This is a genomic window from Geodermatophilus sp. URMC 60, assembly GCF_053502585.1.
The window spans coordinates 3,608,853-3,634,744 of sequence record NZ_CP199958.1; the positions used below are offsets into that span (position 1 = coordinate 3,608,853).

29 protein-coding genes, 1 tRNA gene and 1 pseudogene are annotated in these 25,892 nt (G+C 74.6%); 13 read left to right on the top strand and 18 right to left on the bottom strand.

Annotated features, from left to right (window positions below; all coding sequences use genetic code 11):
- The first annotated feature begins 16 nt into the window (after nt 1-16).
- Nucleotides 17-880, top strand: coding sequence for a PAC2 family protein (locus ACWIX3_RS17130; protein ID WP_448608543.1), 864 nt, complete (start codon nt 17-19; stop codon nt 878-880).
- A gap of 291 nt (nt 881-1,171) precedes the next feature.
- On the opposite strand, the gene ACWIX3_RS17135 is transcribed toward ACWIX3_RS17130, so the two are convergent.
- Together ACWIX3_RS17135 and mshC are read right to left on the bottom strand one after the other, a co-directional pair.
- Entirely contained in the window at nt 1,172-2,200 is a 1,029-nt protein-coding gene (locus tag ACWIX3_RS17135) for an HD domain-containing protein (protein ID WP_448608544.1), read from the bottom strand.
- Complete coding sequence (gene mshC, locus ACWIX3_RS17140; RefSeq protein ID WP_448608545.1) at nt 2,200-3,498, bottom strand: cysteine--1-D-myo-inosityl 2-amino-2-deoxy-alpha-D-glucopyranoside ligase; 1,299 nt, start codon at nt 3,496-3,498, stop codon at nt 2,200-2,202. The genes ACWIX3_RS17135 and mshC overlap by 1 nt, the downstream gene beginning before the upstream one ends.
- Before the next feature lie 119 nt (nt 3,499-3,617).
- On the opposite strand from mshC, the gene ACWIX3_RS17145 reads away from it, so the two are divergent.
- A complete protein-coding gene (locus ACWIX3_RS17145) occupies nt 3,618-4,334 on the top strand; it encodes a maleylpyruvate isomerase family mycothiol-dependent enzyme (protein ID WP_448608546.1) in 717 nt (238 codons plus the stop codon).
- 9 nt (nt 4,335-4,343) lie between these two features.
- Here ACWIX3_RS17145 and ACWIX3_RS17150 read toward each other — a convergent pair whose 3' ends face one another.
- The 5 genes from ACWIX3_RS17150 to ACWIX3_RS17170 form a co-directional block, all read right to left on the bottom strand.
- A complete protein-coding gene (locus ACWIX3_RS17150) occupies nt 4,344-4,727 on the bottom strand; it encodes a VOC family protein (RefSeq protein WP_448608547.1) in 384 nt (127 codons plus the stop codon).
- Between the two features lie 94 nt (nt 4,728-4,821).
- Nucleotides 4,822-5,577, bottom strand: coding sequence for an SCO1664 family protein (locus tag ACWIX3_RS17155; RefSeq protein WP_448608548.1), 756 nt, complete (start codon nt 5,575-5,577; stop codon nt 4,822-4,824).
- 31 nt (nt 5,578-5,608) lie between these two features.
- The gene (locus tag ACWIX3_RS17160; RefSeq protein WP_448608549.1) at nt 5,609-6,160 is read right to left on the bottom strand and encodes a DUF3090 family protein; all 552 of its coding nucleotides are present in this window, start codon (nt 6,158-6,160) and stop codon (nt 5,609-5,611) included.
- A gap of 48 nt (nt 6,161-6,208) precedes the next feature.
- Nucleotides 6,209-6,910: a histidine phosphatase family protein gene (locus ACWIX3_RS17165; RefSeq protein ID WP_448608550.1), complete on the bottom strand. Its 702-nt coding sequence runs from the start codon at nt 6,908-6,910 to the stop codon at nt 6,209-6,211.
- Nucleotides 6,911-7,039: 129 nt separating this feature from the next.
- Entirely contained in the window at nt 7,040-7,501 is a 462-nt protein-coding gene (locus ACWIX3_RS17170; RefSeq protein WP_448608551.1) for a MarR family transcriptional regulator, read from the bottom strand.
- 51 nt (nt 7,502-7,552) lie between these two features.
- Between ACWIX3_RS17170 and ACWIX3_RS17175 the strand changes: the two genes are divergently transcribed.
- Complete coding sequence (locus tag ACWIX3_RS17175; RefSeq protein ID WP_448608552.1) at nt 7,553-8,398, top strand: alpha/beta fold hydrolase; 846 nt, start codon at nt 7,553-7,555, stop codon at nt 8,396-8,398.
- Nucleotides 8,399-8,503: 105 nt separating this feature from the next.
- Here the strand turns inward: ACWIX3_RS17175 and ACWIX3_RS17180 are convergent, their stop codons facing one another.
- A complete protein-coding gene (locus ACWIX3_RS17180) occupies nt 8,504-9,337 on the bottom strand; it encodes an undecaprenyl-diphosphate phosphatase (RefSeq protein ID WP_448608553.1) in 834 nt (277 codons plus the stop codon).
- A gap of 186 nt (nt 9,338-9,523) precedes the next feature.
- On the opposite strand from ACWIX3_RS17180, the gene ACWIX3_RS17185 reads away from it, so the two are divergent.
- Both ACWIX3_RS17185 and ACWIX3_RS17190 read left to right on the top strand, forming a co-directional pair.
- Nucleotides 9,524-10,504 carry an aldo/keto reductase gene (locus ACWIX3_RS17185; protein ID WP_448608554.1) on the top strand — a complete coding sequence of 327 codons (981 nt, stop codon included), beginning with the start codon at nt 9,524-9,526 and terminating at the stop codon, nt 10,502-10,504.
- Entirely contained in the window at nt 10,501-12,513 is a 2,013-nt protein-coding gene (locus ACWIX3_RS17190) for an AAA family ATPase (protein WP_448608555.1), read from the top strand. The genes ACWIX3_RS17185 and ACWIX3_RS17190 overlap by 4 nt, the downstream gene beginning before the upstream one ends.
- Here the strand turns inward: ACWIX3_RS17190 and ACWIX3_RS17195 are convergent.
- Nucleotides 12,510-13,271 (bottom strand): DUF2470 domain-containing protein, encoded by a 762-nt coding sequence (locus tag ACWIX3_RS17195; protein ID WP_448608556.1) that lies wholly within the window; start codon nt 13,269-13,271, stop codon nt 12,510-12,512. The genes ACWIX3_RS17190 and ACWIX3_RS17195 overlap by 4 nt on opposite strands.
- Before the next feature lie 195 nt (nt 13,272-13,466).
- Between ACWIX3_RS17195 and ACWIX3_RS17200 the strand changes: the two genes are divergently transcribed.
- Entirely contained in the window at nt 13,467-15,077 is a 1,611-nt protein-coding gene (locus ACWIX3_RS17200) for an alpha/beta hydrolase (protein ID WP_448608557.1), read from the top strand.
- A gap of 46 nt (nt 15,078-15,123) precedes the next feature.
- Here the strand turns inward: ACWIX3_RS17200 and ACWIX3_RS17205 are convergent, their stop codons facing one another.
- The gene (locus ACWIX3_RS17205; protein ID WP_448608558.1) at nt 15,124-15,390 is read right to left on the bottom strand and encodes a hypothetical protein; all 267 of its coding nucleotides are present in this window, start codon (nt 15,388-15,390) and stop codon (nt 15,124-15,126) included.
- 151 nt (nt 15,391-15,541) lie between these two features.
- On the opposite strand from ACWIX3_RS17205, the gene ACWIX3_RS17210 reads away from it, so the two are divergent.
- A complete protein-coding gene (locus ACWIX3_RS17210) occupies nt 15,542-15,748 on the top strand; it encodes a DUF5703 family protein (RefSeq protein WP_091214422.1) in 207 nt (68 codons plus the stop codon).
- A 109-nt stretch (nt 15,749-15,857) separates the two neighbouring features.
- A complete protein-coding gene (locus ACWIX3_RS17215) occupies nt 15,858-16,427 on the top strand; it encodes a class I SAM-dependent methyltransferase (RefSeq protein WP_448608559.1) in 570 nt (189 codons plus the stop codon).
- Between the two features lie 3 nt (nt 16,428-16,430).
- Here ACWIX3_RS17215 and ACWIX3_RS17220 read toward each other — a convergent pair whose 3' ends face one another.
- Together ACWIX3_RS17220 and ACWIX3_RS17225 are read right to left on the bottom strand one after the other, a co-directional pair.
- Nucleotides 16,431-17,234 carry an SDR family oxidoreductase gene (locus tag ACWIX3_RS17220; RefSeq protein WP_448608560.1) on the bottom strand — a complete coding sequence of 268 codons (804 nt, stop codon included), beginning with the start codon at nt 17,232-17,234 and terminating at the stop codon, nt 16,431-16,433.
- Nucleotides 17,235-17,241: 7 nt separating this feature from the next.
- Nucleotides 17,242-17,940 carry an aspartate/glutamate racemase family protein gene (locus tag ACWIX3_RS17225; protein ID WP_448608561.1) on the bottom strand — a complete coding sequence of 233 codons (699 nt, stop codon included), beginning with the start codon at nt 17,938-17,940 and terminating at the stop codon, nt 17,242-17,244.
- Between the two features lie 98 nt (nt 17,941-18,038).
- On the opposite strand from ACWIX3_RS17225, the gene ACWIX3_RS17230 reads away from it, so the two are divergent.
- Nucleotides 18,039-18,896, top strand: coding sequence for a LysR family transcriptional regulator (locus ACWIX3_RS17230; protein ID WP_448608562.1), 858 nt, complete (start codon nt 18,039-18,041; stop codon nt 18,894-18,896).
- Between the two features lie 6 nt (nt 18,897-18,902).
- Here the strand turns inward: ACWIX3_RS17230 and ACWIX3_RS17235 are convergent, their stop codons facing one another.
- Entirely contained in the window at nt 18,903-20,222 is a 1,320-nt protein-coding gene (locus tag ACWIX3_RS17235) for a M20/M25/M40 family metallo-hydrolase (protein ID WP_448608563.1), read from the bottom strand.
- An 82-nt stretch (nt 20,223-20,304) separates the two neighbouring features.
- Between ACWIX3_RS17235 and ACWIX3_RS17240 the strand changes: the two genes are divergently transcribed.
- Both ACWIX3_RS17240 and ACWIX3_RS17245 read left to right on the top strand, forming a co-directional pair.
- Complete coding sequence (locus tag ACWIX3_RS17240; RefSeq protein WP_448608564.1) at nt 20,305-21,339, top strand: diguanylate cyclase; 1,035 nt, start codon at nt 20,305-20,307, stop codon at nt 21,337-21,339.
- Nucleotides 21,340-21,406: 67 nt separating this feature from the next.
- Nucleotides 21,407-21,491, top strand: a tRNA-Leu gene (locus tag ACWIX3_RS17245).
- Between the two features lie 101 nt (nt 21,492-21,592).
- Here ACWIX3_RS17245 and ACWIX3_RS17250 read toward each other — a convergent pair.
- A complete protein-coding gene (locus ACWIX3_RS17250) occupies nt 21,593-21,718 on the bottom strand; it encodes a hypothetical protein (RefSeq protein ID WP_448608565.1) in 126 nt (41 codons plus the stop codon).
- Nucleotides 21,719-22,147: 429 nt separating this feature from the next.
- Between ACWIX3_RS17250 and ACWIX3_RS17255 the strand changes: the two genes are divergently transcribed.
- Nucleotides 22,148-23,434, top strand: a complete 1,287-nt coding sequence (locus ACWIX3_RS17255; protein ID WP_448608566.1) for an MFS transporter — start codon at nt 22,148-22,150, stop codon at nt 23,432-23,434.
- Between the two features lie 12 nt (nt 23,435-23,446).
- Here ACWIX3_RS17255 and ACWIX3_RS17260 read toward each other — a convergent pair whose 3' ends face one another.
- From ACWIX3_RS17260 to ACWIX3_RS17275, 4 genes and pseudogenes are all read right to left on the bottom strand, one after another.
- The gene (locus tag ACWIX3_RS17260; protein WP_448608567.1) at nt 23,447-23,824 is read right to left on the bottom strand and encodes a nuclear transport factor 2 family protein; all 378 of its coding nucleotides are present in this window, start codon (nt 23,822-23,824) and stop codon (nt 23,447-23,449) included.
- Between the two features lie 588 nt (nt 23,825-24,412).
- A complete protein-coding gene (locus ACWIX3_RS17265; protein WP_448608568.1) occupies nt 24,413-24,727 on the bottom strand; it encodes a tyrosine-type recombinase/integrase in 315 nt (104 codons plus the stop codon).
- Nucleotides 24,728-24,731: 4 nt separating this feature from the next.
- A complete protein-coding gene (locus tag ACWIX3_RS17270) occupies nt 24,732-24,872 on the bottom strand; it encodes a hypothetical protein (protein ID WP_448608569.1) in 141 nt (46 codons plus the stop codon).
- A 429-nt stretch (nt 24,873-25,301) separates the two neighbouring features.
- Nucleotides 25,302-25,527, bottom strand: a pseudogene (locus ACWIX3_RS17275) (IS3 family transposase); the annotation flags it as partial.
- Nucleotides 25,528-25,643: 116 nt separating this feature from the next.
- Here ACWIX3_RS17275 and ACWIX3_RS17280 point away from each other — a divergent pair.
- Nucleotides 25,644-25,817 carry a hypothetical protein gene (locus tag ACWIX3_RS17280; RefSeq protein WP_448608570.1) on the top strand — a complete coding sequence of 58 codons (174 nt, stop codon included), beginning with the start codon at nt 25,644-25,646 and terminating at the stop codon, nt 25,815-25,817.
- The last annotated feature ends 75 nt before the right edge of the window (nt 25,818-25,892 follow it).

The following is a 25,892-nucleotide window of genomic DNA, read 5'->3' on the forward strand; positions in this document are numbered from 1 at the left end:
ACGTAGGCTCCCAGGGGTGATCGACCCGAAGTCCACCCCTGAGGACCTGCCCCGGCTCGACGACCCGGTGGTGGTCGTCGCCTTCGAGGGCTGGAACGACGCCGGGGACGCCGCGACCGGGGCGCTGGAGCATCTCGAGCTCATCTGGGACGCCACCCCGCTCGCCGCGATCGACCCCGAGGACTACTACGACTTCCAGGTCAACCGGCCCTCCGTCTCGCAGATCGGCGGGGTCAGCCGCCGGATCGAGTGGCCCACCACGCGCATCTCCGTGGCCCGTCCGCCGGACGCCGGGCGCGACGTCGTCCTGATCCGCGGCATCGAGCCCAACATGCGCTGGCGCAGCTTCTGCGAGGAGCTCATCGAGCTGTGCCAGGAGCTCGACGCCGGCACCGTGGTCGGCCTCGGCGCCCTGCTCGCCGACACGCCGCACACCCGCCCGACCCCGGTCTCCGGCTCCGCCTACGACGCCGAGTCGGCCGAGAAGTGGGGCCTGGAGACCTCCCGCTACGAGGGGCCCACGGGCATCCTCGGGGTCTTCCAGGACGCCTGCGTGCAGGCCGGGCTGCCGGCGATCAGCTTCTGGGCCGCCGTTCCCCACTACGTGTCGCAGCCGCCGTCCCCCCGGGCGACGGTCGCGCTGCTGCAGCGGGTCGAGGAGGTCCTCGAACTGACCGTGCCGCTGGGCGCGCTGCCCCAGCAGGCCGACGAGTGGGTCAAGACCGTCGACGAGATGGCCAACGAGGACGCCGAGGTCGTCGAGTACGTGCGCTCGCTCGAGGAAAGGGCCACCGAGAGCGACCTCTCGCAGGCCAACGGCGACCAGATCGCCCGGGAGTTCGAGCGCTACCTGCGCCGCCGGGGCTCCTCCCCCAGCTAGCCGCGACGGCGGTGCCGCCTCCGGGCGGTACTGCTTCCGTCGAGCCGTTAGTTGGGGATAACGGTCGGGAGCCGGAACATCAGCGCCGGCTCGCCACAGCCTCCGCTGTCCCACAGCTGAGTTGGGCATAACGGACGACCAGCGGGGCAGGGCGCCGTGGGCCGACCGGAGAGCCGCCGTGCGACGCCGGTCGTGACGAGTCGGCCCCGAGGGGCTCCGCGAGGAACGACGCAGCTGCTCAGCGGCGCAGGGGGACGGCACCTGGCCGCGGTGCGGTCCGGAGGACCCCGATCAACGCAGCAGCGGGCGCATGCGCGCGGTCGCGTCGGCGCCGAAGAGCCGGTCGTGCGTGGACAGCGCGAAGCGGTCGGTCATCCCGGACACGTAGTCGACGACCTGGGTGACCGGGTCGGCCGAGGTGTCGCGGTAGGTCGCCGGGATGAGCTCGGGGTGGGCCAGGTGGTGGTCGACCAGCCGGCGGGTGACGTCGATGGCCAGCTGCTTCTGCCCGGCCGCGGTCTCCGAGGCGTACACCCGCTCGAACAGGAAGGCCCGCAGCTCGTGCATGGCCTCCAGCGGCTCGGGCGCCATGACGACCACTCCCCCGTCGGCGAGCGACCCCGCGACGACGGCGTCGATCATGGCGCCCACCATCCGGCTGCCCGGGTCGCCGAAGACCGCGCGCGCCCGGGCCGGCAGGTCACCGACCTGCAGCACCCCGGCACGGACGGCGTCCAGGGCGTCGTGGGAGAGGTAGCCGATGCGGTCGGCGTAGCGCACGCACTCCGCCTCGCGGGTGGTCGGCGGTGGCGTGATCTTCCAGCTGTGCGCCCGGATGCCGTCGCGGACCTCCCAGGTGAGGTTGAGGTGCTCGAGCACCTCCACGATCCGCACCCCCTGGGCGGCGTGGTGCCAGCCGCCGGGGACGTAGGGCTCCAGCGCGTCCTCGCCGATGTGGCCGAACGGCGAGTGGCCCAGGTCGTGGCCGAGCGCGACCGCCTCGGCGAGGGCCTCGTTCAGGCCCAGCGCGCGGGCCAGCGAACGGGCGACCTGGGTCACCTGCAGCGTGTGGGTCAGCCGGGTGACGAAGTGGTCGCCGTCGGGGTTGAGGAAGACCTGCGTCTTGTGCTTGAGCCGGCGGAAGGCCTTGGCGTGCAGGATCCGGTCGCGGTCGCGCTCGAAGGCGGTGCGCAGGGGGTCCTCGGCCTCCGGGACGGCGCGGCCGCGGCCGGCCGTCGACCGGGTCGCCGCCGGCGCGAGGGCCTCCTCCGCACGCTCCCGGGCCGCCCGGTCGACCAGGCGGAAGGCCCCCCCGCCCATCAGCGCGACCGGGGCGCCGGGCCGTCCACCGCGGCGTCCAGCGCGATGCCGAGCAGCGCGTCGACCGCGTCGGCGACGACCCGCGGGGCCCCGTCGTCGGGATCGTCGTCCGGCCCGGCGGCCAGCGTCCGCGCCGCCCACTCGTCGACCAGCGCGATGGCACCAGGGCTGTCCAGGTCGTCGGAGAGCCGCTCGCGCAGCCCCTGCAGCACCGGGGCGGCCGGAGCGCCAGCATCCCGTGTCACGGCGCGCCGCCAGGCGTCCAGCCGCTGCTCGGCGGCGGCGAGCAGGTCCGGCGTCCAGGCGCGGTCCGTGCGGTAGTGCCCGGCCAGCAGCGCCAGGCGGACGGCCATCGGGTCGACGCCCTCGCCGCGCAGCTTGGAGACGAAGACGAGGTTGCCGCGGCTCTTGCTCATCTTCTCGCCGTCCAGGCCGATCATCGCCGCGTGCACGTACGCCCGGGCGAAGGGCAGCTTCTCCCCTGTCATGGTGCCGCTGAGCGCCTCGGCGTGGACGGCGGAGAACTCGTGGTGCGGGAAGACCAGGTCGCTGCCGCCCCCCTGGACGTCGAACCCCATCCCGATCGTCTCCAGCGCGATCGTGGCGCACTCGATGTGCCAGCCCGGGCGGCCGGGGATGCCGCGCGGGCCGGGCCAGGAGGGCTCTCCGGGCCGCTCGCCGCGCCAGAGCACCGGGTCCAGCCGGTTGCGCTTGCCCGGGCGGTCGGGGTCGCCGCCGCGCTCGGCGGAGTACCGCAGCATGGTGGCCTCGTCGTAGCCGGACTCGCTGCCGAAGCCGGGCGCCTGCGCGACGTCGTGGTAGACGTCGCCGGTGCCGTCGTCGAGCACGTAGGCCAGGCCCTCGTCGAGCAGCGTCTCCACGTGGGCGACGATGCGCGGCACCGACTCGACCGCGCCGACGTAGTCGTCGGGCGGGAGCACCCGCAGCGCGGTCATGTCCTCCCGGAACAGCGCGGTCTCCCGCATGCCGAGCACGACCCAGTCCTCGCCGTCGCGCTCGGCCCGCTCGAGCAGCGGGTCGTCGATGTCGGTGACGTTCTGCACGTAGTGGACGGCGTGGCCGGCGTCCCGCCACACCCGGTTGACCAGGTCGAAGGCCAGGTAGGTGGCGGCGTGGCCGAGGTGCGTGGCGTCGTAGGGGGTGATGCCGCAGACGTACATCCGCGCCGTCGTGTCCGGCGAGGTGGCGACCACCTCGCCGCGCGCGGTGTCGTACAGCTTGAGGACCGGACCGGTGCCCGGGAGGGTCGGGAGGAGCGGAGCGGGCCAGGCGAGCACGTACCGAGCCTAGAGGCGGCTACCCACGCGCCCGGTCGGCCCTCATCCTGTCGGAGGACCCTGGCACCTCAGGACATGGCGCCTGGGACGACCCGGGCGCCGGCGCGGGAGGAGGGGCCGTGGAGCTCGACGAGTACCTGCAGGTCCTGCAGGAGGCCGACGCACGCTTCGCCGACGTCGCCGCCGAGGCGGTGCTCGCCCGCGGCTGGGCGGCGCCGGTGCCCGGCTGCCCCGGCTGGACGTTGGCCGACCTGGTCTGGCACCTGGCCGAGGTGCAGCACTTCTGGGCCTGGGTGGTGCGCACCCGCGCCGGCGACCCCGGGGCGTACGCCGGGCCGGTCCGCCGTCGGGACGACGAGCTGCTCGGGTTCGGCGTGGCCCAGTCCGCGGAGCTGGAGACGGTGCTGGCCGGCGCCGACCCGGCCGAGCGGGTGTGGACCTGGGCGCCGCGGCAGGACGTGGCCTTCGTGCTCCGCCGGCAGGCGATGGAGGCGGTCGTGCACACCGCCGACGTCGAGCAGGTGCTCGGCGACGTGCGCCCGATCCGCACCGACGTCGGCCTGGACGGCCTCGACGAGTGGCTGGAGGTGATGGTCCCCGGCGCGCTGCCGCAGGGCCCGCCGGAGGGTGCGCACCCCGTCGTCCTGCACGCGGTCGACGCCGGCGTGGAGCGGGTGCTGTTCCCCGGCTCCCGGCCGGTGCCCATCGCCCGGCTCACCGGCACCGCCGGCGACCTGCTGCTCGCCGTCTGGCGGCGGGTGCCGCTGGAGGTGCTCACGGTGGACGGCGACGGGCTGCAGGCCGCCGCGATGATCGACCTGGTGCGGCTGGGGTAGCGCCCGGGCTCAGGGCCAGGTGGTGGCGTGCCGCTCGAAGTCCTCCCCGGTCTGCACGCCCACGACGTCGAAGATCATCCCGGCGGGGTCCTTCATCTGCCAGAAGCCACCCATGTCGGCGATCCGCCGCGCCCCCAGGGCCTCCAGCCGGGCCACCTCGGCCTCGACGTCGTCGGTCTCGACGTCGACGTGCCAGCGCGGCGGCGTCCCGTGCCCGGTGCGCTGGACCTCCAGGTGGAACCCGCCGGCGAACGAGCCCAGCGACGACCAGTTCTCGTCCGAGGGGTCCGGGGACACGTGGTGACCGGTGGCGGCGGACCAGAAGGCCCGTCCGGCGTCGTGCAGGTCGGGGGGCAGGTCCAGCATGAGGACGGCCAGGCGGGATCTGTGCACGGCGGGGATGGTGCCGCACCGCGCGCTACGCCGGAACGGCCTCCCGGCGGGGTCCCGACGCGAGCCTGCGAGCGGTGGGGGCAGGGAGGTCCGCTCAGAACGGCGGCCAGGGCAGCGCGGGCCAGTCGCCGCTGGGCTGCGGGTGCCGGCCGGTGCGCAGCAGCTCGGCGACCCGCTGCTGGGTGCGCCGCACCTCGCGCCGGGTCAGGTGCTCGTGCAGCTGCTCGCCGAGGTCGCCGAGCAGGTCACCCGTGAGCCTCTCCAGCACCTCGAGCGCCTCGGCCGGCAGCGGCTTGCCGGCCCAGCGCCACAGCAGGGTGCGCAGCTTGGGGTCGATCGAGAAGCAGATGCCGTGGTCGACGCCGTACACGTGCCCGTCGGAGGTCGGGATGATGTGCCCGCCCTTGCGGTCGGCGTTGTTGACGACGGCGTCGAAGACGGCCATGCGGCGCAGTCCGGGGTGGTCGGAGCGCACGAAGGCGGCCAGGTCGACGTCGGGGTCGCCGTCCACCCACAGCTGCACCATGCCGGGGCCGAACGGACCGTCCCGCAGCACGGTCGGCGGCACGACCCGCCAGCCGGTCGCCTCGCTGACCAGCGCCGCGGACACCTCGCGGCCGGCGAGGGTGCCGTCGGGGAAGTCCCAGAGCGGCCGCTCGCCCGCGACCGGCTTGTAGACGCACTCGGCCTCCAGCTCGTCGGTGCGCACGTAGCCGACCAGCGTGACGTTGCTGGCGTCGAGCATCCGGCCCTCGAGGTCGATCTCGCCGTCGAGCAGCAGGGCGCGCGCCTCGGCGTCGTCGGCCGGAGGGCGCAGACCCGCGGCGGGGTCGGCGGGGCGCTCGGTCATCGGGGCTTCCTCGTCGACCCGGCTCCCCGGCTCAGCGGCGGTACCCGTTCTGCCGCGGGCACACGTGCCCGGCGGGGTCCAGTGGGAGCGAGCACAGCGGGCAGGCCGGGCGCCCGGCGGCCACGACCCGGCGGGCGCGGACGACGAAGGCGCGGGCGGCGGCGGGGGTGATCGTCACCCGCAGCGCGTCGGGGCCCTCCTCGCTGTCGGAGAGGATGACGTCCTCCTCGACCGGCTCGTCCCCGGCGGCCACGGCCTCGACGACGACGGCCTGCGACTCGCCGTCCCACGCCAGGCCCATGGCCGCGACCCGGAACTCCTCGTCAACGGGCGCGGTGAGCGGCTCGAGGTCGTCGACCTCGGCGTCGGGCGGGACGACGGTGCCCGGACGGGTGGCGACCTCGTCGAGCAGCTCGTTCATCCGGTCGGCGAGCACCTGCACCTGCGCCTTCTCCAGCGCCACGCTGACCACGCGCCCGGAGGAGTCGGTGGCCTGCAGGTAGAAGGTGCGGTCGCCGGGCTGGCCCACCGTGCCGGCGACGAACCGGGACGGGCGGTCGAAGAGGAACAGCTGGCGCGGCACGGCCCCAGGTTACGCGGGCGGGAACCGCGGGCGAGCCGGGACGCGAGGTCAGACGGTCGCGCCCGCGCCGCCCCCGACGACCGCGTCGGAGTCGGCCCTGCGGCGGCGCCGTCCCTTCTTCTTCGGCGGGATCAGCGCGGCGACGTCCCCGCCGGTGTCGTTCACGCGGACCACGAAGGGGCGGGTGTCGGTGTAGGTGACCACCGAGATCGACGCCGGGTCGACGACGATCCGCTGGAACTGGTCGAGGTGCAGGCCGAGGGCGTCGGCGAGCACGGCCTTGATGACGTCCCCGTGGCTGCAGGCGAGCCAGACGGCGTCCGGCCCGAGGCGGGCGTTCCACTCACGGACGGCGGCCACCGCGCGGGCCTGGGTCTGCGCCAGCCCCTCCCCCTCCGGGCCGGGGAAGACCGCCGCCGAGGGGTGCTGCTGCACGACCTTCCACAGCGGCTCCTTGACCAGCTCCTTGAGCGGCCGGCCGGTCCAGTCGCCGTAGCGCGCCTCGCCGAGCCGGTCGTCGGTGGCCAGCTCCAGGTCACGCCCCGGGAGGACGGCTCCCGCGGTCTGCCGGCAGCGCTCCAGCGGGCTGCTGACGACGGCGGCCAGCGGTACCGGTACCAGCCGCTCCCCCACCGCCCTCACCTGCTGCTCGCCGGTCTCGTCGAGCTGCACGCCCGGGGTCCAGCCGGCGAGCACGCCGCCGGCGTTGGCCGTCGTCCGGCCGTGTCGCAGGAGGATCACGGTGGTCACGACGCCCGAGCCTAGGGCGGCCCCGTCCCGGGCCCCGCCGTGAGCCTGCGAAGGGTGGGGAGGACGGGGTCCCTTCTCTGCCCCGCACCGCTCGCGAGCTCGCGGCGGACCCTGCAGGAGGGCCGACGCTCAGCCCTGACCGGCGTCCACGGCCGCGACGGCGGCGACCAGGTCGTCCAGGAAGGCGTCGATGACCGCCCGCTCGTCCGCGCTGCGGCGGGCGAGGACGGCGGCCGTGGCGTCGATGAGCGGCTCGAAGAACGCCCAGCCCAGGTCCTTGGCCGAGTCCTGCACGAGGACGTCGACCCGCCGGCGGTCGTCCCCACGCGGAGCGCGGCGCACGTGCCCGGCCCGCTCCAACCGGTCGAGCAGCGCGGTGACCGAGGCGGTGGTGACCCGCAACTGACCGGCCAGCCAGGTGGGGCTGGCCGGGGCGCCGGCCCGCTCCCGGTCGAGCAGGCAGACCAGGGCGCGGACGTCGGTGGCGCTGAGCCCGTTGCGCGCGGCGAAGGCGGCACCGGCGGCGTCGAGCAGGAGGGTGAGCGCACGGATCCGGTGCACCGTGGCGGGCGCCTGCCTCGGTTCCGTCACGCCCGGGATGTTAGCCGGTCGAGTTGCTAGACAGCCTAGCTATCGTGCGGCATGGGCTTCGACGAGAGCTACGCGGCCGCGGCCGCACGGTGGCCGGACGGGACCACGTCGGTCGACGTCCCGACGTCCTGGGGCCGGACGCACCTGCTCGCCGCGGGACCGGCCGGAGCGGCGCCGCTGCTGCTCCTGCACGGCGACGGCGCGACGGCCACCGCCTGGGCCGGTGTGGCGACCGCCCTCGCCGGCCGGTTCCGGCTGTTCGCACCGGACCAGCCGGGCAACCCCGGCCGCAGCACGGCGACGCGGCCCTTCGGCTCGACGGACGACCTGACGGCGTGGCTGACCGAGCTGGTCGCCGCGCTGGACGCCGGGCCGGTGCACCTCGTGGGGCACTCGGCCGGCGCGCACCTGGCACTCTGCGCGGCGCTCGGGGGCGGGCCCGCGGTCGCCTCCGTGTCGCTGCTCGACCCGACGGCGTGCTTCACCGGGTTCGACCCGCGCTACCTGCTGCACGCGCTGCCGACGCTGGTGCGCCCCACCCCGGGCGGCGTCCGGCGGTTCCTCGCCTGGGAGACCGGCGGCCGCGAGCTGGACCCCGCGTGGCTCGACGTCCACGTGCGGGGCGCCACCGAGGTCGCACGGACGCCGATCGTCCGGACCCGCCGCCCGCCGCGGGACCGGCTGGCCCGGCTGACCACGCCGACCCTCGTGCTCGTCGCCGGACGCAGCCGGGCACACGATCCGCGACGCCTGGCACGCAGCGCCGGTGTACTGCACTCCGTCACGGTGGTCGAGCTGCCGGCGGCCAGCCACCACACGGTGCCCGTCCTCGACGCCGGGGAGATCGCCGCGGCCGTCAGTGACCACGTCATCCGGAGCACGCCGGCCCCGCGTTGACCATGGGGGCGATGCCGGGAGACACCCCGTGCCGGGCGCGTCCGCGTGCGGGAACCCCGTGATCGGCTCGGAGGAGGGCGGGGCACGGGCGGTCGCACCCGCGCGTCACTGCGGAGCGAGGACCCCCGCGCCGACGAGGGCGAGGACGAGCAGGCCCAGCACCACCCGGTAGACGACGAACGGCGTGAAGCTGCCGCGGTCGAGGTAGCGCAGCAGCCAGGCGATGACGGCCAGGCCGACGCCGAAGGCCAGCACCGTGGCCAGGATCGTCGGCCCCCAGGACACCGTCTCCCCCGCGACGCCCCCGGTGAGCGCCTCGTACACCTGGAAGAAGCCCGAGGCCAGGACGGCGGGGACGGCGAGCAGGAACGAGTACCGGGCCGCGGCCGCCCGCGAGTAGCCGAGGAACAGGCCCATGGTGATCGTGCCGCCGGAGCGGGAGACGCCGGGCACCAGCGCCAGGGCCTGGGCGAAGCCGAAGGCGATGCCGTGCCCGACGGTCAACTGGTCGAGCTCGCGCTTCTTGCGGCCCACCCGGTCGGCCCAGTACAGGACGAGCGAGAAGGCGACCAGCGCGATCGCGACGATGCGCAGGTCGCGGAACGTCGTCTCGATGCGGTCCTGGAAGAGCAGGCCCAGGATCCCGATCGGCAGCGTGCCCGCGATGATCAGCCAGCCCATCCGGGCGTCGGGGTCGCCGCGCATCGCACGGTCGCCCAGCGAGCGGACCCAGGCACTGGTGATCCGGCCGATGTCGCGGCGGAAGTACAGCAGCACCGCGGCCTCGGTGCCGATCTGCGTGATGGCGGTGAACGCCGCGCCCGGATCGCCCCAGCCGAAGGCCTCCCCCACCACCCGCAGGTGCGCGCTGGAGGAGATCGGCAGGAACTCCGTCAGGCCCTGCACCAGCCCCAGGACGACGGCCTCGATCCAGCTCATCGCCCGCGGTCCCCCCGTCGGCCGCGAGCGGTCGGTCGGGTGGGTGGGGTGGGGCGGTGGGGCGGGCTGGTCAGGAGGAGCACGGGAGGCCACCCTAGGCCGCGCCCCGCCCCGCCCCCCGGGCGGCGCGCAGGGAGCGCCGCGGTCCCCGACCGCCGTCCGGACCCGCCGGTAGGTTGGCCTCCCGTGGAGCAACGCGCACTCGGGCGCAGCGGCCTGGTCGTCTCACGCCTGGCACTGGGCACCATGACCTGGGGCCGGGACACCGACGAGGACGAGGCCGCGATGCAGCTGACGGCGTTCGTCGACGCCGGCGGCACGCTGGTCGACACCGCCGACGTCTTCTGCGACGGCGACAGCGAGCGCCTCCTGGGCCGGCTGCTGGCCGACGTCGTCCCCCGCTCCGACGTGCTGGTCGCCACCAAGGCCGTCGGGCGCACCGCGGCGGGGCCGATGGGCCGCGGCGCCTCCCGCGGCCACCTCCTCGCCGCTCTCGACGCCTCGCTCGGGCGCCTGGGCCTCGACCACGTCGACCTGTGGCAGCTGCACTCCTGGGACGACACGACCCCGCTGGAGGAGACCCTCGCCGCCTGCGACACCGCCGTCTCCTCGGGCCGGGTGCGCTACGTCGGCATCAGCAACTTCACCGGTTGGCAGACCGCGCAGGCGGTCACCTGGCAGCGGGCCTGGCCCGGCCGGGTGCCCCTGGTGAGCACCCAGGTGGAGTACTCGCTCCTGCAGCGCGGCGTCGAGCGCGAGGTGATGCCCGCGGCCGAGGCGCTGGGGCTGGGCGTGCTGGCCTGGTCGCCGCTGGGTCGCGGCCTGCTCACCGGCAAGTACCGGCAGGGCGCGCCGGACGGGTCGCGGGGCGCCTCTCCGCAGTGGCAGGGCTTCATCGACGGGCTGCGCTCGGCCACGGCCGACCGGATCGTCGAGGCCGTGGTCACCGCCGCCGGGGGGCTGGGCACCACGCCGCTGGCCGTGGCGCTGGCCTGGGTGCGCGACCGTCCCGGCGTCACCGCTCCGGTGGTGGGCGCGCGCACGGCCGCGCAGTTGCAGTCCTCGCTGGACGCCGAGGCGGTGCGGCTGCCGGCGGCGATCCGCACGGCGCTCGAGGACGTCTCGGCGCCCTACTTCGGCTACCCCGAGCGGAGGTACGACCGGTGAGCGCCGTCGCCGCCAGTCCGGGCGCCGACCCGGTCTTCACCGCCTTCTGCGCCGCGGGCCTGTGGCCGGGCCTGGGCAAGCGGGCGGCCGCCGAGCTGCCGGCGGCCGGCATCACCTCCCCGGACGACGTCACCGCCGACAAGCTGCTCAAGCTGCCGCGCGTGGGCCGGCAGCGGGCCGAGCGCCTCTTCTCCGGCTTCCTGTCCGCCGCACCCACCTACGAGGTCGTGGAGCTGCTGGTCGGCGCGGGACTGGACGCCAGGCTCGCGTCGACCGCCGCCGACGCCCTGGGCAACGACGCCGCCCGCCGGCTGCGCGACGACCCCTGGGCGCTGCTCGGACTGACCGGGGTCACCCTCGGCGACGCCGACCGGCTGGCCATCGCCGTCCTGCCCGGCGCTGACAAGCAGGACAGCCGACGCGGCCGGGCGATCGTCGCCCAGACGCTGCGGACGGCGACCCGCGACGGGCACACCGTGCTTCCCGCCGACCTGGTGGTGGCCGCGCTGCGCGCCGAGGGCGTGGCGGCCCCGGCCGCGGCGATCGTCGCGGCGGTCGAGTCCGGCGAGGTGCTCGAGCACGAGCCGCCGGAGCCGGACGTCGACGAGGAGGACGACCTCGACGAGCTGCCGGAGCCCGCAGAAGGACCTCGGTCCGCCCTCCGGTCGCAGGCTCGCGAGGGAACCCGGACCGAGGCCGTACGCATGCTCTCGCTGGCCCGCTACGGGATGGCCGAGGAGGCGGTCGCGGAGAACGTCGCCCGGCTGGCCGCGACCGCCGAGCGGATCGCCGACCCCGCGGCCGTCCGCTCGGTGGCCAAGGGCCTGGACGGCGCCCAGAAGCAGGCCGTGGCGCAGGTGCTCGGCGCCGGCGTCTCGCTGCTGACCGGTGGACCGGGCACCGGCAAGAGCCGCACCGTGGCCGCAGTGGTGGAGCTGCTGCGGTCCAAGGGCACCGAGGTCGCCCTCGCGGCACCCACCGGTCGGGCGGCCAAGCGGCTGGAGGAGCTGACCGACCACCCGGCGGTCACGGTGCACCGGCTGCTCGGCGCGCAGGGCACCTCCGGCGGGTTCGCGCGCAACGAGGAGTGGCCCCTCGACGCCGACGTCGTCGTGGTCGACGAGGCCTCGATGCTCGACGTCGAGCTCACCGCCGCCCTGCTCGAGGCCTGCCAGGACGGCACCCACCTGCTCCTCGTCGGCGACCCGGCGCAGCTGCCCTCGATCGGCCCCGGGCACGTGCTGGGCGACCTCATCGACTCCGGGGTCGTGCCGGTCACCGAGCTGACCACCCTCTACCGGCAGGCCGAGGGTGGCGCGATCGCCCGGCTGGCCAACGCCGTCCGGGGCGGGGAGCTCCCGCCGGTGGACTCCCCCGACCGCGAGGTGGTCGTCGTCCCGGCGTCGGGCAGCGCGGAGGCGGCCAAGCGCGTGGTGCAGCTGGTCACCGACTCCATCCCGCGGGCACTGGGGATCGACCCGGCCACCGTGCAGGTCGTCACGCCGGTGCACCGCGGCCCGGCCGGGACGATCGAGCTCAACAAGGCGCTCAAGGCCCAGCTGAACCCCGGCGAGGGCACGGTGTGGGGCTTCGACGTGGGCGACCGGGTGGTGGCCACCGCCAACCACCTCGACCTGGAGCCGATCGGGTTCGCCAACGGCGAGGTCGGCGTGGTCACCGGCACCGGCGACGGCACGGTCGACGTCGACTTCGCCTCCGGGCCGGTGACGGTGACCGGGTCGGCGATGAGCGACCTCCGGCACGGCTGGGCGATCACCGTGCACCGCGCGCAGGGCTCGGAGTGGCCCGGCGTGGTCGTCGTCCTGCCGCCCGAGGCCGGCGGGATGCTGTCGCGGCCGCTGGTCTACACCGCGCTGACCCGCGCCCAGCGGCACCTGTCGGTCGTGCACGCCTCCGGGGCGGCGCTGGCGCGCGCGGTGAGCCAGGTCGACGTCCGGCCGCGGCGCACCCGGCTGGCGCAGCTGCTGGCCGACGACGCGCCCGACTAGCCCCGGGCCGCCCGCGCGGCGCAGAGCAGCTGCCGGGTGGCGGCCGGCAGCTGGCCGGGGCAGGTCAGCGGCCGCGGGAACGGCACCCGCAGGTCGCGGTGCCCGGCAGGGCGCTCGATGCGCAGCCGGACACCGAAGCGGTCGAGCCCCAGCGGGCGGACGACGTCCCGCGGTCCGAGGTCGCCGGCCGGGATGCGGTCGCACAGCAGGGCGAGCACCTCGGGGTGGTCCCGGTCGAGGTGCTGGAGCATCCGCGCCTCGACGGCGGCCAGCGGGTCGGGACGGGCCTGCGCGTAGGCCTGCGGGGCGACCTCGGTGCAGCGCTCGCCCTCCCGCAGCACCACCTCGGCGACGTCGAGGCGCAGCAGCGTGGCGCCCTGCCCCACGTCGAGCAGCGGGCCCACGGGCCGGGTCTCGGCGAAGGCGAGCGCCGCGGCGCGCCGGGTGGCCGGGTGCACGGGCGTGAGCCAGCCGGAGAGCCACAGCTGGGCGCGCAGCGGGTCCCGCAGCGGCACCGGCGCCCGGTCGCTGACCATGAGGACGGCGGTGAGGTCGTCGCGGCCGGCGAGTGCGGCGTCGACCTCGCCGTCGGTCGGCACCAGCACGTAGGTCGTGCCCGTGGCGGTCGTCGCGTGCGCCAGCGGGCGGCCGGCGTCCAGCCCGCGCACGCACAGCGCGGCCGGGGCGCGGCCCGCGACGGTCCGGGCGCGCTCGGCGGCCTCGGCGCGGAGGAGGGGCGTTGCACGGCTCGACGTCACGGGGCTCCCTCGGGGTGGGCGGCGAGTTAGGCGAGCCTAACCTGACCGCCCGGGCGGCGGGAGCTTGCGCGCCACGCGCGACACGCCCGGGGGTTACGAAATGGTCCCGTCCACCAACCTTGTCCCTCAGGCACGCGGGGTGTTGCATGGCGATCCCGGGCGCCCACCGGCCGCCCCCTGCCTCGGGAGCTGCCCGTGAGCGCACGCCGTCGTGCCGCCGTCGTCAGCACACTGATCGTCCTGGTCCTGGGCACGGGGACGGGAGTCGCCGCGGCGGAAGGTCCGGCGGGTGAGCCCACCGCCGTCCCGGCGGCGCCGCTGACCTGGGCCGGGTGCGGGGCGACGGCCGAGGCCAGCGCGGCCGGCGTGGAGTGCGCGACCGCGGACCTCCCGATGGACTACGACGAGCCGGGCGGGGCGCGGGTGCAGATCGCCGTCGCGCGGGTCCCGGCCGCCGACCCGGCCGACCGGATCGGGTCGCTGTTCGTCAACCCCGGCGGCCCCGGCGGTGAGTTCGTGACGTACCTGCAGGGGGCCGGCGCCGGCATCTTCGCGACCCTCAACCAGCGCTTCGACATCGTCGCCTTCGCCCCGCGCGGGGTCACGCCGAGCACGCCGTCGATCGACTGCCGGGTCGACCAGGAGACCCAGGGCATCTACTCGGTCCCGGTGCCGACCCCCCTGGACATCGACGTCGACGCCTACGTCGCCAAGGTGCAGGGGTACGTCGACGCCTGCGTGGCGAACAACGGGGAGATCCTCGAGCACGTCTCGACCGCCAACGTCGCCCGCGACATGGACGCCCTGCGCGCGGCCGTCGGCGACGAGCAGCTGACGTACCTGGGCTTCTCCTACGGGACCTTCCTCGGCGCCACCTACGCCAGCCTCTTCCCCGACCGGCACCGGGCGATGGTCCTCGACGGTGCGCTGGACGCCGACGAGTACATCAACGACCCGTTCAGCGCGATCGCCACGCAGACCGCCGGGTTCGAGCTCGCCCTCGCCCGCTTCACCGAGGCCTGCGCGGTCGACCAGGTGGCCTGCTCGGGCTTCGGCGGCTCCGACCCGTACCTGGCGTACGACAAGCTGCTCGCCCAGGCCGACGCCACGCCGATCCCGGCCGCCGGCTACACCGCCGACCCGCGTCCGGTGACCGCCGACGACATCCGGACGGTCACCCTGCGCCTGCTCTACGCCAAGCAGCGGTGGGGCCTCCTTGGCGCCGTCCTCGCCGAGACCGCCGCCGGCGACGGATCGACGGTGCGCGCACTCCTCGACCAGCTCGTCTACGCCGACGGCGCGTCGACCGACCGCTACTTCACCATCGGCGCGTCCGAGCAGCGCTACCCGCAGGGCGACCTGGACGTCTACCTCGACCGCGGCGCCGAGTCGTGGGCGTCCTTCCCGCACTTCTGGTCGAACAGCGGGTACGCCGAGATCAACTACGCGCTGTGGCCGGCCCACGACGAGGACGCCTTCGCCGGGCCGTTCGCCGTGCCGGAGTCCTCGTCGACCCCGTTGGTCATCGGGACCACCTACGACCCGGCCACGCCCTACTCCGGGGCGGTCCGCCTGGTGGCGGACCTGGGCAATGCTCGGCTGCTGACCATGGAGGGCGACGGCCACACCGCGTACGGCGGGAAGTCCCCCTGCATCGACGCGGCGACCGACGCCTACCTCATCGACGGCGCACTGCCCGCCGAGGGCACCGTCTGCCAGCAGGCGACCCCGTTCGTGGGCGTCGAGGAGGTGCCGACGACGGCCTCCACGGCGACCCAGTGGCTGGCCGCGCCGATCCTCCCCTGAGGTCCCGGGCCCGCCGGCGCGCGCCGGCGGGCCCGTCGACCGCGGACTAGAGCGGGGCCTCGTCGTCGTCGACGGGCACGTCGACCTCCTGCTCGAGCACGTCGGCGGGATCGGCCTCGCGGTCGCCGACCGAGCGCAGCGGGCTGCCGGCCTCGCCGGGGCGGGCGGCCAGCTGCTGCTCGAGGGCGTCGGCCTCGGGGACGTCCTCCCCCGGCGGGGTCGCGTCACCGGCGAGGGCGACGGCCGGCGGGTCGAGCGGGGCGTCCTGCTCGGCGCGGTCGGCGTCGGGCACGTCGTTGCCGGGAGCGGTCACGTCGTCCTCCGTGTCGTCGGGGGTGGGTCGGCCCCATCCTGCCGCCCGGGGCCACGCCGGGCAGTCCTGGGGACGACGGTCGGGGAACCGAACACCTCCGGGAGATGACGATCACGTGACCGGCGGGCGTCCGGAGGGCACAATCGGCGAGATGGAGGCGGTCGCCGGGGATTACGAGTTCGCGCCGCTGCGGATCCCGCCGGGTACGTCCCGGTCCGCAGCGGCGACCATGCTGAGCCTGCAGGCGGACACCGGCGGCTGGGAACTCGCCCGGCTGCAGCTGCACGCCGACGGCACGCGCAAGGTGATCCTGCGCCGCCGCGCCCGGCTGTCCTACCTGCCCAAGCCGCACATCTGAGCGCTGAGCGGCCCCGGCCGCTGCGTTGCCGCCTGCGGTCGCTGGCCGGCCGCCGGCGTGCCAGGGTTCGGAGGACCGCCGCCGGCCCCGGGCGGCCGGGGAGGACGGTATGAGAGAGATCCTGACCGACCGGTTCCGCTTCCTGCGCGCCTTCGTCGCGAACCCGCGCCAGGTGGGAGCGATCCTCCCCACCTCGCGCTGGGCGGTGCGGGCCATGCTGGACCTGGCCGACCTCTCCCGCGCCGAACTGGTCGTCGAACTGGGCGCGGGGACCGGGGTGCAGACCGGTGAGATCCTCACCCGGCTCGGCCCCGCCGGCCGGCTGGTGTCGCTGGAGATCGACCCGGACCTGGCCAAGCTGCTCGACGAGCGCTACGACGACCCCCGCCTGCAGGTGGTCTGCGACTCGGCGGAGAACCTCGACACGCACCTGGGCGGGAAGCGGGCCGACGTGCTCGTCTCCGCGCTGCCCTACACCTCGTTCGACGCGGGGCTGCGCCGCCGGGTGCTCGACCTGCTGCCGGTCGCGCTGGCGCCCGGCGGCGTGCTCCTGGTGATCCAGTACTCACCGCTCATCCTGCGTGAGCTGCGCCGCCGCTTCCCGTCGGTGCAGCAGCGGATCACGCCGTGGAACGTGCCGCCGGCATTCCTGTACGCCTGCCGCACCGACGCCGCCTGACCCTCACCGCATCGACGGTGGGCGCAGCGCCTCCGGGACGACGGCGGTCTCGCCGCTGGCGGTCCTCGCGCTGGGCACGCCCTTGAACCGGTAGGGCACGGTGCCGATGCCGGGTTGGACGACGTAGGCAGCGCCCGGCTCGCCCGACGCCCAGGCCATGACCATCGCGTCGGCGACCTCCTCGGCGGAGAGGACCGGGAAGCCGGCGGCGGTGAACTGGTCGCGGATCCGGTCGATGATCGCGGTGTCGGCGAACCCGGGGCAGATCGCGCTGATCGTCGTCCCCTCGCGCGCCAGACGGGGGGCCATCGAGCGGACGAAGGCGATCGCGCCACCCTTGGCGACGCTGTAGCCGGGGTCGGTGGCCATCGGCGAGAGCCCGGCCAGCGACGCCGTGACGACGATCGCGCCGCCGCCGGCCCGCTGCAGCGCCGGGCGGGCGGCGAGGGTGCCGTAGACGACGCCGAACAGGTCGACCTCCACCACGTGCAGGAACTCCTCGAGGTCGACCTCGTCGTCGGACTTGGCAGCGGAGATACCGGCGTTGAGGTAGGCCGCGTCGAGCCGGCCGTGCCGCTGCTCGACGCGCTCGACGACGGCGGCGTTGGCCGCCCGGTCGGTGACGTCGAGGACCTCGAACTCCGCGCCCAGGTCGGCGGCGACCGATCGGTTGCGCTCGCTGTCGAGGTCGGCGAGGACGACGGTGACGTCGCGCTCGGCGAGCTTGGCGGCGAGGGCCCGGCCGAAGCCACCGGTTCCTCCCGTGACGAGTGCGACGGATCCGGGACGAGGAGTGGCGGCGGTCACCTGGCCATCAGACCACGACCGGCCGCGGGGCGAGGGCGGCGTCGACGGCCGCGGTCACGTGGAGCCGCGCCGAGGGCAGCAGCGGCACCGGGCTGTCGCCGGGGCCGAGCAGCAGCTCGAGCTCGGTGCAGCACAGCGCCACGGCGTCGGCGCCCCGCGCGGCGAGCCGGCGGACGACGGCGCGCAGGTCGGCGCGGGTGGCGTCGGAGAGCACACCCCGGCACAGCTCGTCGAAGATGGCCGCGTCCACGCGGTCGATGTCGCCCTCCGGCGGCACGAGCACGCTGAGGCCGGCATCCTCCAGGCGCTCGCGGAGGAACGGCGCCCGCACGGTGCCCGCCGTGCCGAGCAGGCCGATCGTGGGGCCGGGCGCGGCGGCGGCCACCGGGTCGGCGATGTGCAGGAACGGCACGCCCAGGGCCGCCTCGATCGCCGGCGCCGTCCGGTGCATGTAGTTGGTGCACAGCAGCACCACCTCGGCACCGGCGGACTCCAGCGCTCGCGCCTCGGCGGCCAGCAGCGCGGCGGCGTCGTCCCAGCGGTCCTCCAGCTGGCACTCCCGGATGACGCGGAAGTCCAGGCTGCGCACGAGCAGCGACGCGCTGGCCAGCCCGCCCAGCCGTTCCCGCACCAGCTCGTTGGCGATGCGGTAGTACAGCGCCGTCGACTCCCAGCTCATCCCGCCCAGCAACCCGATGGTCCTCATGCGCCCAGGCTCGCCCCCGGGGAGGGTGTCGTCCAGGCCGGGATGTCGGCGTCCTCACCCAAGCTCTGCTTGGATGTGGAACCGTGGATCCTCGCCGGGTGCTCGTCTTCCGTGAGGTCGCCCGCGCCGGGTCGCTGGCCGGGGCGGCGCGCGTGCTGGGCTGGACGCAGCCTGCGGTGAGCCAGCAGGTACGGCAGTTGGAACGGGAGATCGGCACGGCCCTCGTCCTGCGGCAGGGCCGGGGCGTGGCGCTGACCGAGGCCGGCCGGGTCCTGCTGCGGCACGCCGAAGGGGTCGCCGACCGGCTGGCCGCGGCCGAGCAGGAGATCGCGGCGCTGACCGGCCTGGCCGCGGGCACGGTGCGGCTGTCCGCCTTCCCGACGGCGGCGGCGGTCCTGCTGCCGCCCGCACTGGTCGCGCTGCGGGAGCGGGCGCCGGCACTGCAGGTGCACTTCACCGAGGAGGAACCACCGGAGGCCGAGGCGGCGGTGCGCAGCGGCGCGGCGGACCTGGCGCTGGTGTTCCGCCACGAGGACGACGAGGACGCCGTCCCCGGCGACCTGCTGCGCGAGCCGCTCGCGCGCCACCCGGTGCGAGCCGTCGTCCCTGCGGGGGAGCCGATGCCCACGACGCTGGCCGATCTGCGCGACCAGCCGTGGATCGCCGGGTGCGTGCGCTGCCGCGGTCACCTGCTGCGCTGCGCGCGGCGGGCCGGCTTCACCCCCGACGTCCGCTTCGCCACCGACGACCACGTCGTCGTGCAGCGCCTGGTGGCCCAGGGGCTCGGGGTGGCACTGCTGCCCAGTTGGGCCCTGGCGGCGGGCACGCAGCCCGGATTGGTCTCCGTCGACCTGCCCGACGTCGACGGCCGGGTGGTCGAGACGTTGGCGCGCCCGGACGCCCGGCGGGTGCCCGGCGTCGCCGCCCTGCTGGCCGCGCTGCGCGCCGCGGCCTGAGCGGCGTCAGCAGGCGCGCAGGAACCGGTCGAGGACCCGGATGCCGAAGCGCAGCGACTCGACCGGCACCCGCTCGTCGATGCCGTGGAACAGCGAGGCGAAGTCCAGGTCCGGGGGCAGCCGCAGGGGGGAGAAGCCGAAGCAGCGCATGCCCAGGCGCTCGAAGCTCTTGGCATCGGTGCCGCCGCTCATGGTGAAGGGCACCGGGCGCGCGCCGTCGTCCTCGGCCACCAGCGCGGCCACCATCGCGTCGACCAGCGGGCCGTCGAACGTCGTCTCCACGGCCTGGTCGTGCACCAGCCACTCGCGCTGCACGCCCTCGCCGATGAGGCCGGCGAGCTGGCGCTCGAACTCCTCCTCCTGGCCGTAGAGGAAACGGCCGTCGACGGTGGCGCCGGCGGTGCCGGGGATGACGTTGGCTTTGTAGCCGGCGTCGAGCATGGTCGGGTTGACCGTGTTGCGGAGGGCCGCGCCGATCATCCGGCTGATGCTGCCGAGCCGGGCCAGGGCCTGCTCGGGCTCGTCGGGGTCGATCTCGATGCCGTAGGCCTCCTCGACGGCGGCGAGGAACTGGCGCATCGGCGGGGTGAGCGTGGTGGGCAGCCGGGCCGCGCCGAGCCTCGCCACGGCCGAGCACAGCCGGGTGACGGCGTTGTCGTCGTGCACGAACGAGCCGTGGCCGGGCTTGCCGCCGGCGGTCAGCCGCATCCAGGCCAGGCCCTTCTCCGCCGTCTGGACGAGGTAGAGGCGCAGGTCGTCGCGGACGGTGATGCTGAACCCGCCGACCTCGCTGATCGCCTCGGTGCAGCCCTCGAAGAGGTCGGGGTGTTCGTCGACGAGGTAGCGGGCGCCGAGCCGGCCGCCGGCCTCCTCGTCGGCGACGAAGGCCAGGACGACGTCGCGCGGCGGCTGGACGCCGGTGCGGGCCCAGTCGCGCACCAGCGCGAGGGTCATCGCGTCCATGTCCTTCATGTCGACCGCGCCGCGACCCCAGACGTAGCCGTCACGCTCCTCGCCGGAGAAAGGGTGCACGCTCCACTCGGCCGGGTCGGCGGGGACGACGTCCAGGTGACCGTGGATGAGCAACGCCGGCCGGTTCGGGTCGGCGCCGGGGATGCGGGCGACCAGGCTGGCCCTCCCCCGCTCCGACTCGTGGACGACCGAGTCGATGCCGACCTCGTCGAGCTTGCCGGCGACCCACTCGGCCGCCGTCCGCTCGCCCTTCCCGGTGGCGGTGTCGCCGGTGTTGGTCGTGTCGATGCGGATGAGGTCGGAGAGCAGCTCCGCGACCTCTCCCTGTGCCCGGCTCAGGTCGGTGTCTGCCACCCGGCGAGCGTAGGACCGCCGCCACCGCTCCATCGGGTGAGGTGGACTCACCCGTCCGGTCGGGCGTGCCGATGTCCGGGTCATGCCCACCGCAGCCGTCACGAGGACCCGCGAGCCACGGGCCGCCGCCCGCAGCGCGCGGTTCATCCTGCTGGTCTGCTCCGGGGTCGTGACGGCCTTCACCGTCGTCCAGCACTCCTCTGCCGGGACGACGACCCTCGTCTCGTGGCTCGGCGTGGGCCTGCTCGCGGCCGCCGCGGTCACCTGCGCACTGGTGCCCGCCGATCGGCTGGACCGCACCGGCGCCCTCGTGGCACTGCCCTGCGGGGGCGTGCTGCTGGTCTGCCTGCTCAACCTGGTGACGCAGGACGCCTCGACCGCCGCGCAGGCCTTCCTCGCCTTCCCGGTGCTGTGGGCGGCGTCCCACCTCCGGCAGGTCGCCGTCGTCCTCGTGACGGCGGCGGCGGTGACCGCCCTGGGCGTCACCCTGACGACGCTGCGGCCGCTGGAGGCGGCGGTGACCGACGTCGTCTTCTTCGGCACCGTGCTGGTCGTGATGGCCCTGCTGCTGGTGCGGGCCCGCGAGGTGCAGGACCGGCTCGTGGCCGCGCTGGAGCAGCAGGCCGCGGTCGACGCGCTCACCGGCCTGGTCAACCGCCGGGTCTTCGACACCGCACTCGAGCGCACGCTCACCCGCCCCGCCGACGCCGGCACGGCCCTGGTGCTGGTCGACGTCGACAGCTTCAAGTCGATCAACGACACGTACGGCCACCCGGTGGGCGACGACGTCCTGGTGCACCTGTCCGGGATCCTGCGCCGCTCCGTGCGGACCGACGACGGTCTGCTGTCGCGGCTCGGTGGCGACGAGCTCGCCGTCCTGCTGCCCGGTTCACCGGCCGACGCCGCCGCGCGGCGGGCCGAGGAGCTGCTGGAGGCGGTCCGCTCCACGCCGCTGCCCCTGCCCGACGGCACCCTGCTGTCGCTGTCGGTGAGCGTCGGGGTCGCGCACGTGGCCGCCGGGTCGGCCGACCTGCGGGCTCTGTACTCCGCCGCCGACGGCGCCCTGTACGAGGCGAAACGGGCCGGCCGCGGCCGCGTCGGCGTGGCCGCGGGATGACCCCGCCGTGCGGCCGAGGGGGTGTCCCGGACCCGGACCGGGGTCGGGTAGTCTTGCTCCCGCACTCGTCCGGGTGGCGGAATGGCAGACGCGCTAGCTTGAGGTGCTAGTGCCCTTTATCGGGCGTGGGGGTTCAAGTCCCCCCTCGGACACAGTCTCACCCCGGTGTTCCTGCAGGTCAGGAGTCCAGGGTGTCTTGCTGTCGGAGCTCCTGAGGCCCCCGTGATACCCGCGTGATACTTCGCGCGCCGGATCAGCCCTCGAGCAGCGCCGCGAAGCGGTCGGCCGCCTCGCGCCCCATGCCGGGGTGCACGTGCTGGTAGACGGTGAGCGTGATAGTGGCGCTCGCGTGGCCCAGGCGCTCCGAGACCACCTTCACCGGCCGTCCGCGTCGTCCGTTGCCCGGACCGGCCACTGCGGTGATGTGAATCCGCCATTGGGCGGCGGGCGGCCACGCCGCCGAGGCCCGACGATTCCTCCGCGGCCACGACCTCGCGTGCTGTGCCCGCTGGACCAGCCCCACTACGCGAACGTCTTCCTCGAGTTGGCCAACCGCTGACGGGTTGCGGCAAACGCCTCACAGGGCCGGATCAGGATCGACCCGCGGGTTGATCTTGGAGTGGTCAGTCTCCACCGGTGGACGCCGTCCATGCTTGATGGCGACGGGCTAGCGGGCAAAGGACACTCGATCATCGGCGTCGGCAGGTCGCGGCTCCCCAGGGCATCGGTAGGCCGCCCCGATCGCCAGCAGTCCCGGGGCGCAGACTGAGCCCGTCCCTTCCATCCCACACCGCCGAGCGAGGGACCCATGACCGGCGAGACGACCGAGCGAGCCGGTCTGGCACGGGATGCGCCCGCCGCCCCGCTTGGTCCGCTCGGGATCCTGCGGATCGGCCCGTTCCTGGTGCTCTACATCAATGCAACGGTCGTGTTCCTAGGGGTGATGGCGCAGACCGTCGCCCGCAGCTGGCTGGCCTTCCAGCTCACCGGGTCCAATGCTGCCCTCGGCGGCGTGCTGCTCGCGTTCGGCGTGGCGATGCTGCTCGCCACGCCATGGGGTGGGGTGGCCGCCGACCGGCTGCCGAAGCGACTGGTGCTGCAGCTCGCCGTCTCCCTGCTCGCCATCGCCAGCGCGGGCGTCGGCTTCGCGGTGGCCTTCGACGTGGTCGAGTACTGGATGCTGCTAGCCGCCAGTGTCCTGCAGGCGCTCGGGTTCGCCTTGTTCAACCCGGCACGGATGGCGTTCCTCGCCGAACTGGTGCCCCGGACGGCGGTCCCCGCAGCGGTCTCGTTGCTGCTGGTCAACGCCGAGGTCAACCGGGTCATCGGCCCCGCCATCGCTGGGCTGGTCATCGGCTCGCTCAGCTTCGGCACCGCTGCGGTGTTCCTGGCCACCGCGGTCCTCTCCGCGGTCGGCCTGCTGCTCACCGCGGCGCTGCCACCCGGCCGGCGGGTGGGCGACGCGTCGGACCGCTCGCCCCTGGGTGAGTTGGCTGACGGCGTCCGCTACGTCCGCCGGCGTCCTGAACTCCTGGCGCTGCTCTGGTGCGGCATCGGCGTGACGATGGCCGGGCTGCCCTACCTCGCCTTCCTGCCCACCGTCGCCAGCGACCTGTTCGGCCTCGGGTCGGCCGGCTACGGCATCCTCTCGGCCACCTCCGCCGTGGGCGCGGTCGTCACGGGAGTACTGCTCGGCCGGCGGTCCTACCGACGCTCCGAGACGCGCGTGCTGATCCTGGCCGGGACGACGTTCGGGGTGGCCCTGGGCACGCTGGCGCTCGCCCCGGTGTTCGCCGTCGCGGTCGCTGCCCTGCTCGTCGTCGGCGGCGCGATGATGGCGTTCCAGACGTCCAACCAGTCCCTGCTGATCTCGCTGTCGGACATGGAGTATCACGGGCGCATCCAGGGGCTGATCATGCTGAGCTTCGGCGCCTTCGGGATCGCTGCGCTGCCGCTCGGGCTGCTGGCCGACGCACTGGGCCTGCGCTGGACCCTCGGCGCGATGGGCTTCGCCGTCACGCTGCTGATGGCGCTCTTCGCGGTGGGCAGCCGACGGCGGTCCGCCGGGACCGACCGACTGCGGGATCTCGGCTGACGCCGGAACCGCTCAACGGCGCCAGTCCACGCCCGGCAGGGAGGCGATCCACGCCTCGACCAGCCGCCCGCCCGCCAGGCGGTGTACCACCAGCCAGGTCACCACCGAGGTCTCGCCCGTGTCGACGTTCACCCCCAGGGTCGTTGCCCGGGTCCATACCTTGTCCCCAGCCAAGACCTGGTCATCGATGGTCGTGGCCGGGTTGTGCAAGAGCTGCCAGGCCTGCTTCAACTCCCGCTTGAACTCCGCCCGGCTCAGTGACCGCGTCCCGGCCGAGGAGTGCCGCACGTAGGGCTCGCCGAGCAATTCGTCGACGACGGAGAGATCCCGATGGCGCCACAGCCCGTCCCAGTAGCGCCCGACGATCGCCCGCCCGTCCTCGGCCTCCACGGCCGGGAATCCTAGGCCCGGACCGCGCGCGGCACGGGGCGCGGCCGGCCGCCGGGCACCTGGTCGAGCCACGTAGTCCTCTGAACAGCCCGGCACGGTCACCCCGGCAGCATGCCGCACGAGCCCGGGACGGGGCGGGACGTCTCGAGCGAAAGGCCAGCCGCTGCGAACGACGTGTGACCGGATGACCCCGCCGATCGAGGCGCCGGCCTCGGCGGCGTCGTCGCAGGGACACGCGGCCGCCCTTGCGGGTTGGCGACCACGGCGGGCGGACGTCGTCATGGCGAGCGGCATCGGTCCCGCGGTCGACGCTTCGCTCATGTCAACGCACGCGAGGGCGCAAGCTTCTCGCCTTGCTCCCCGCTCCGCCACAGACGGTCGGAGTTCCGCCCGGGCGACAGCGACCTCGGCGACCCAGCAGCGGAATTGCAACGCCCCGCCAGCGACCTCATGGCGTGTGCTTATGTACCGTGTCGCCCCTCGGACACAGTCTCACCCCGATGTTCCTGCAGGTCAGGAGTCCAAGGTGTCTTGCTGTCGGAGCTCCTGAGGCCCCCGTGATACCCGCGTGATACTTCGCGCGCCGAATCAGCCCTCGAGCAGCGCCGCGAAGCGGTCGGCAGCCTGGCGGCCCATGCCGGGGTGCACGTGCTGGTAGACGGTCAGAGTGATGGTGGCGTTGGCGTGCCCCAGGCGCTCGGAGACGACCTTCACCGGCACGCCATCGGCGAGCAGCACAGTGGCGTAGGTGTGGCGGAGGTCGTGCAGCCGTATCACCGGCAGCTGTTCCTCCCCCAGTGCCTTGCGGGCTTGAACCACCTGGCCGGCGAAGCGGCGGGAGAACCGTTCGGGGTGCCGGTGGGTGCCGTCCAGATTGCTCAGGACGAGAGCCGAGTCCCGCACGAGGTCAAGGGCCAGCCCTCCACGGGCAGATTGATCGGTAGGCACGCAGCGCGGCGACGGTGCCCGCGTCGAGGTCGACGAACCGGGACCGGCCGGTCTTGGTCGGGCCCTCGACGAGGCGCTCGCCGGCGCCCTTGGCCTTCACCACGCCGACGCTGCGGCGGACAGCGAGCCGGTCGGTCCATGTCGACGTCCCGCCAGCGCCTCACCGCGGCGCATCCCGGTGGCCGTCAGCAGCCGCCAACCCATGGCCAGGTCCGGATCCTGGGCGGCGGCTCAGCCGAGGAACCGGCCGAGCCGGTGCGGTCCAGGCCTGCATCTCCGGCGAACGGGCCTCCGACGGACTCGGTGGTGTCGACCTGTCGGTCGGGTTGACCGGGAGCCGCTCCTGCTTCACCGCGTCACCCAGGGCCGACCGCAGGATCGTGTGGCCGTAGCGCACCGTCCGCACGGAGGCCACCCTGACCGTCAGCCCGCCCGGATGCCTCCAGCCTTCGCATCCGAGCTTCGACCGCCGAGCCGGTGAGACGGGTGATGGAGCTGCCCCGATCCGGTTGACGTGTCGGGTGGGTGGTCAGGCCGCCTGAGCGACCCGGGTGAGGGTCAAGTGAGCGATCGGTGCCAGTAATAGGAGTCGGCGTTGTCGGCGGCGCCAATGGCAGGTCGTTCTCGATCCGGTCGACGATTGTCAGCCGGAGATCCTCCCGGGTGGCCCAACGTTACCGGCTGCGAACACTGCGCCGCAGCAACGCAGAGAAGGACTCCATCGCGGCGTCGTCCCCGCAGGCGCCCACGCCGCCCGTACGCGGCCACCGCATGTACGCGAACATCGACGACCCTGATCCCCTCGAGGTCCACGACGTCCAGCAGCACCTCATCGAGGCGCAAGATCGAGGCGGAAGCGTCGTTGGAACGGTTGGCCAAGCACTTCGAGCAGCGGCTGCCCGCTGAACCGATCAGTTGCGAGGCCATCACTCGGAACGAGGACGGTTCCTACTCCGACCAGGTGCACGCCATGTTCGACACCCATGTGGAAGCCGCCACGCGCATCCCGGCCGGCCTCCTGCACCGACGGGACCGGTTCACCTGATGGCACGCTCGCGCCGCCGGGCCTCAGTCGCGGTGTGCAGGCTGCCTTGGAGCGAGTGTCCGGAAAGGTGAGGGG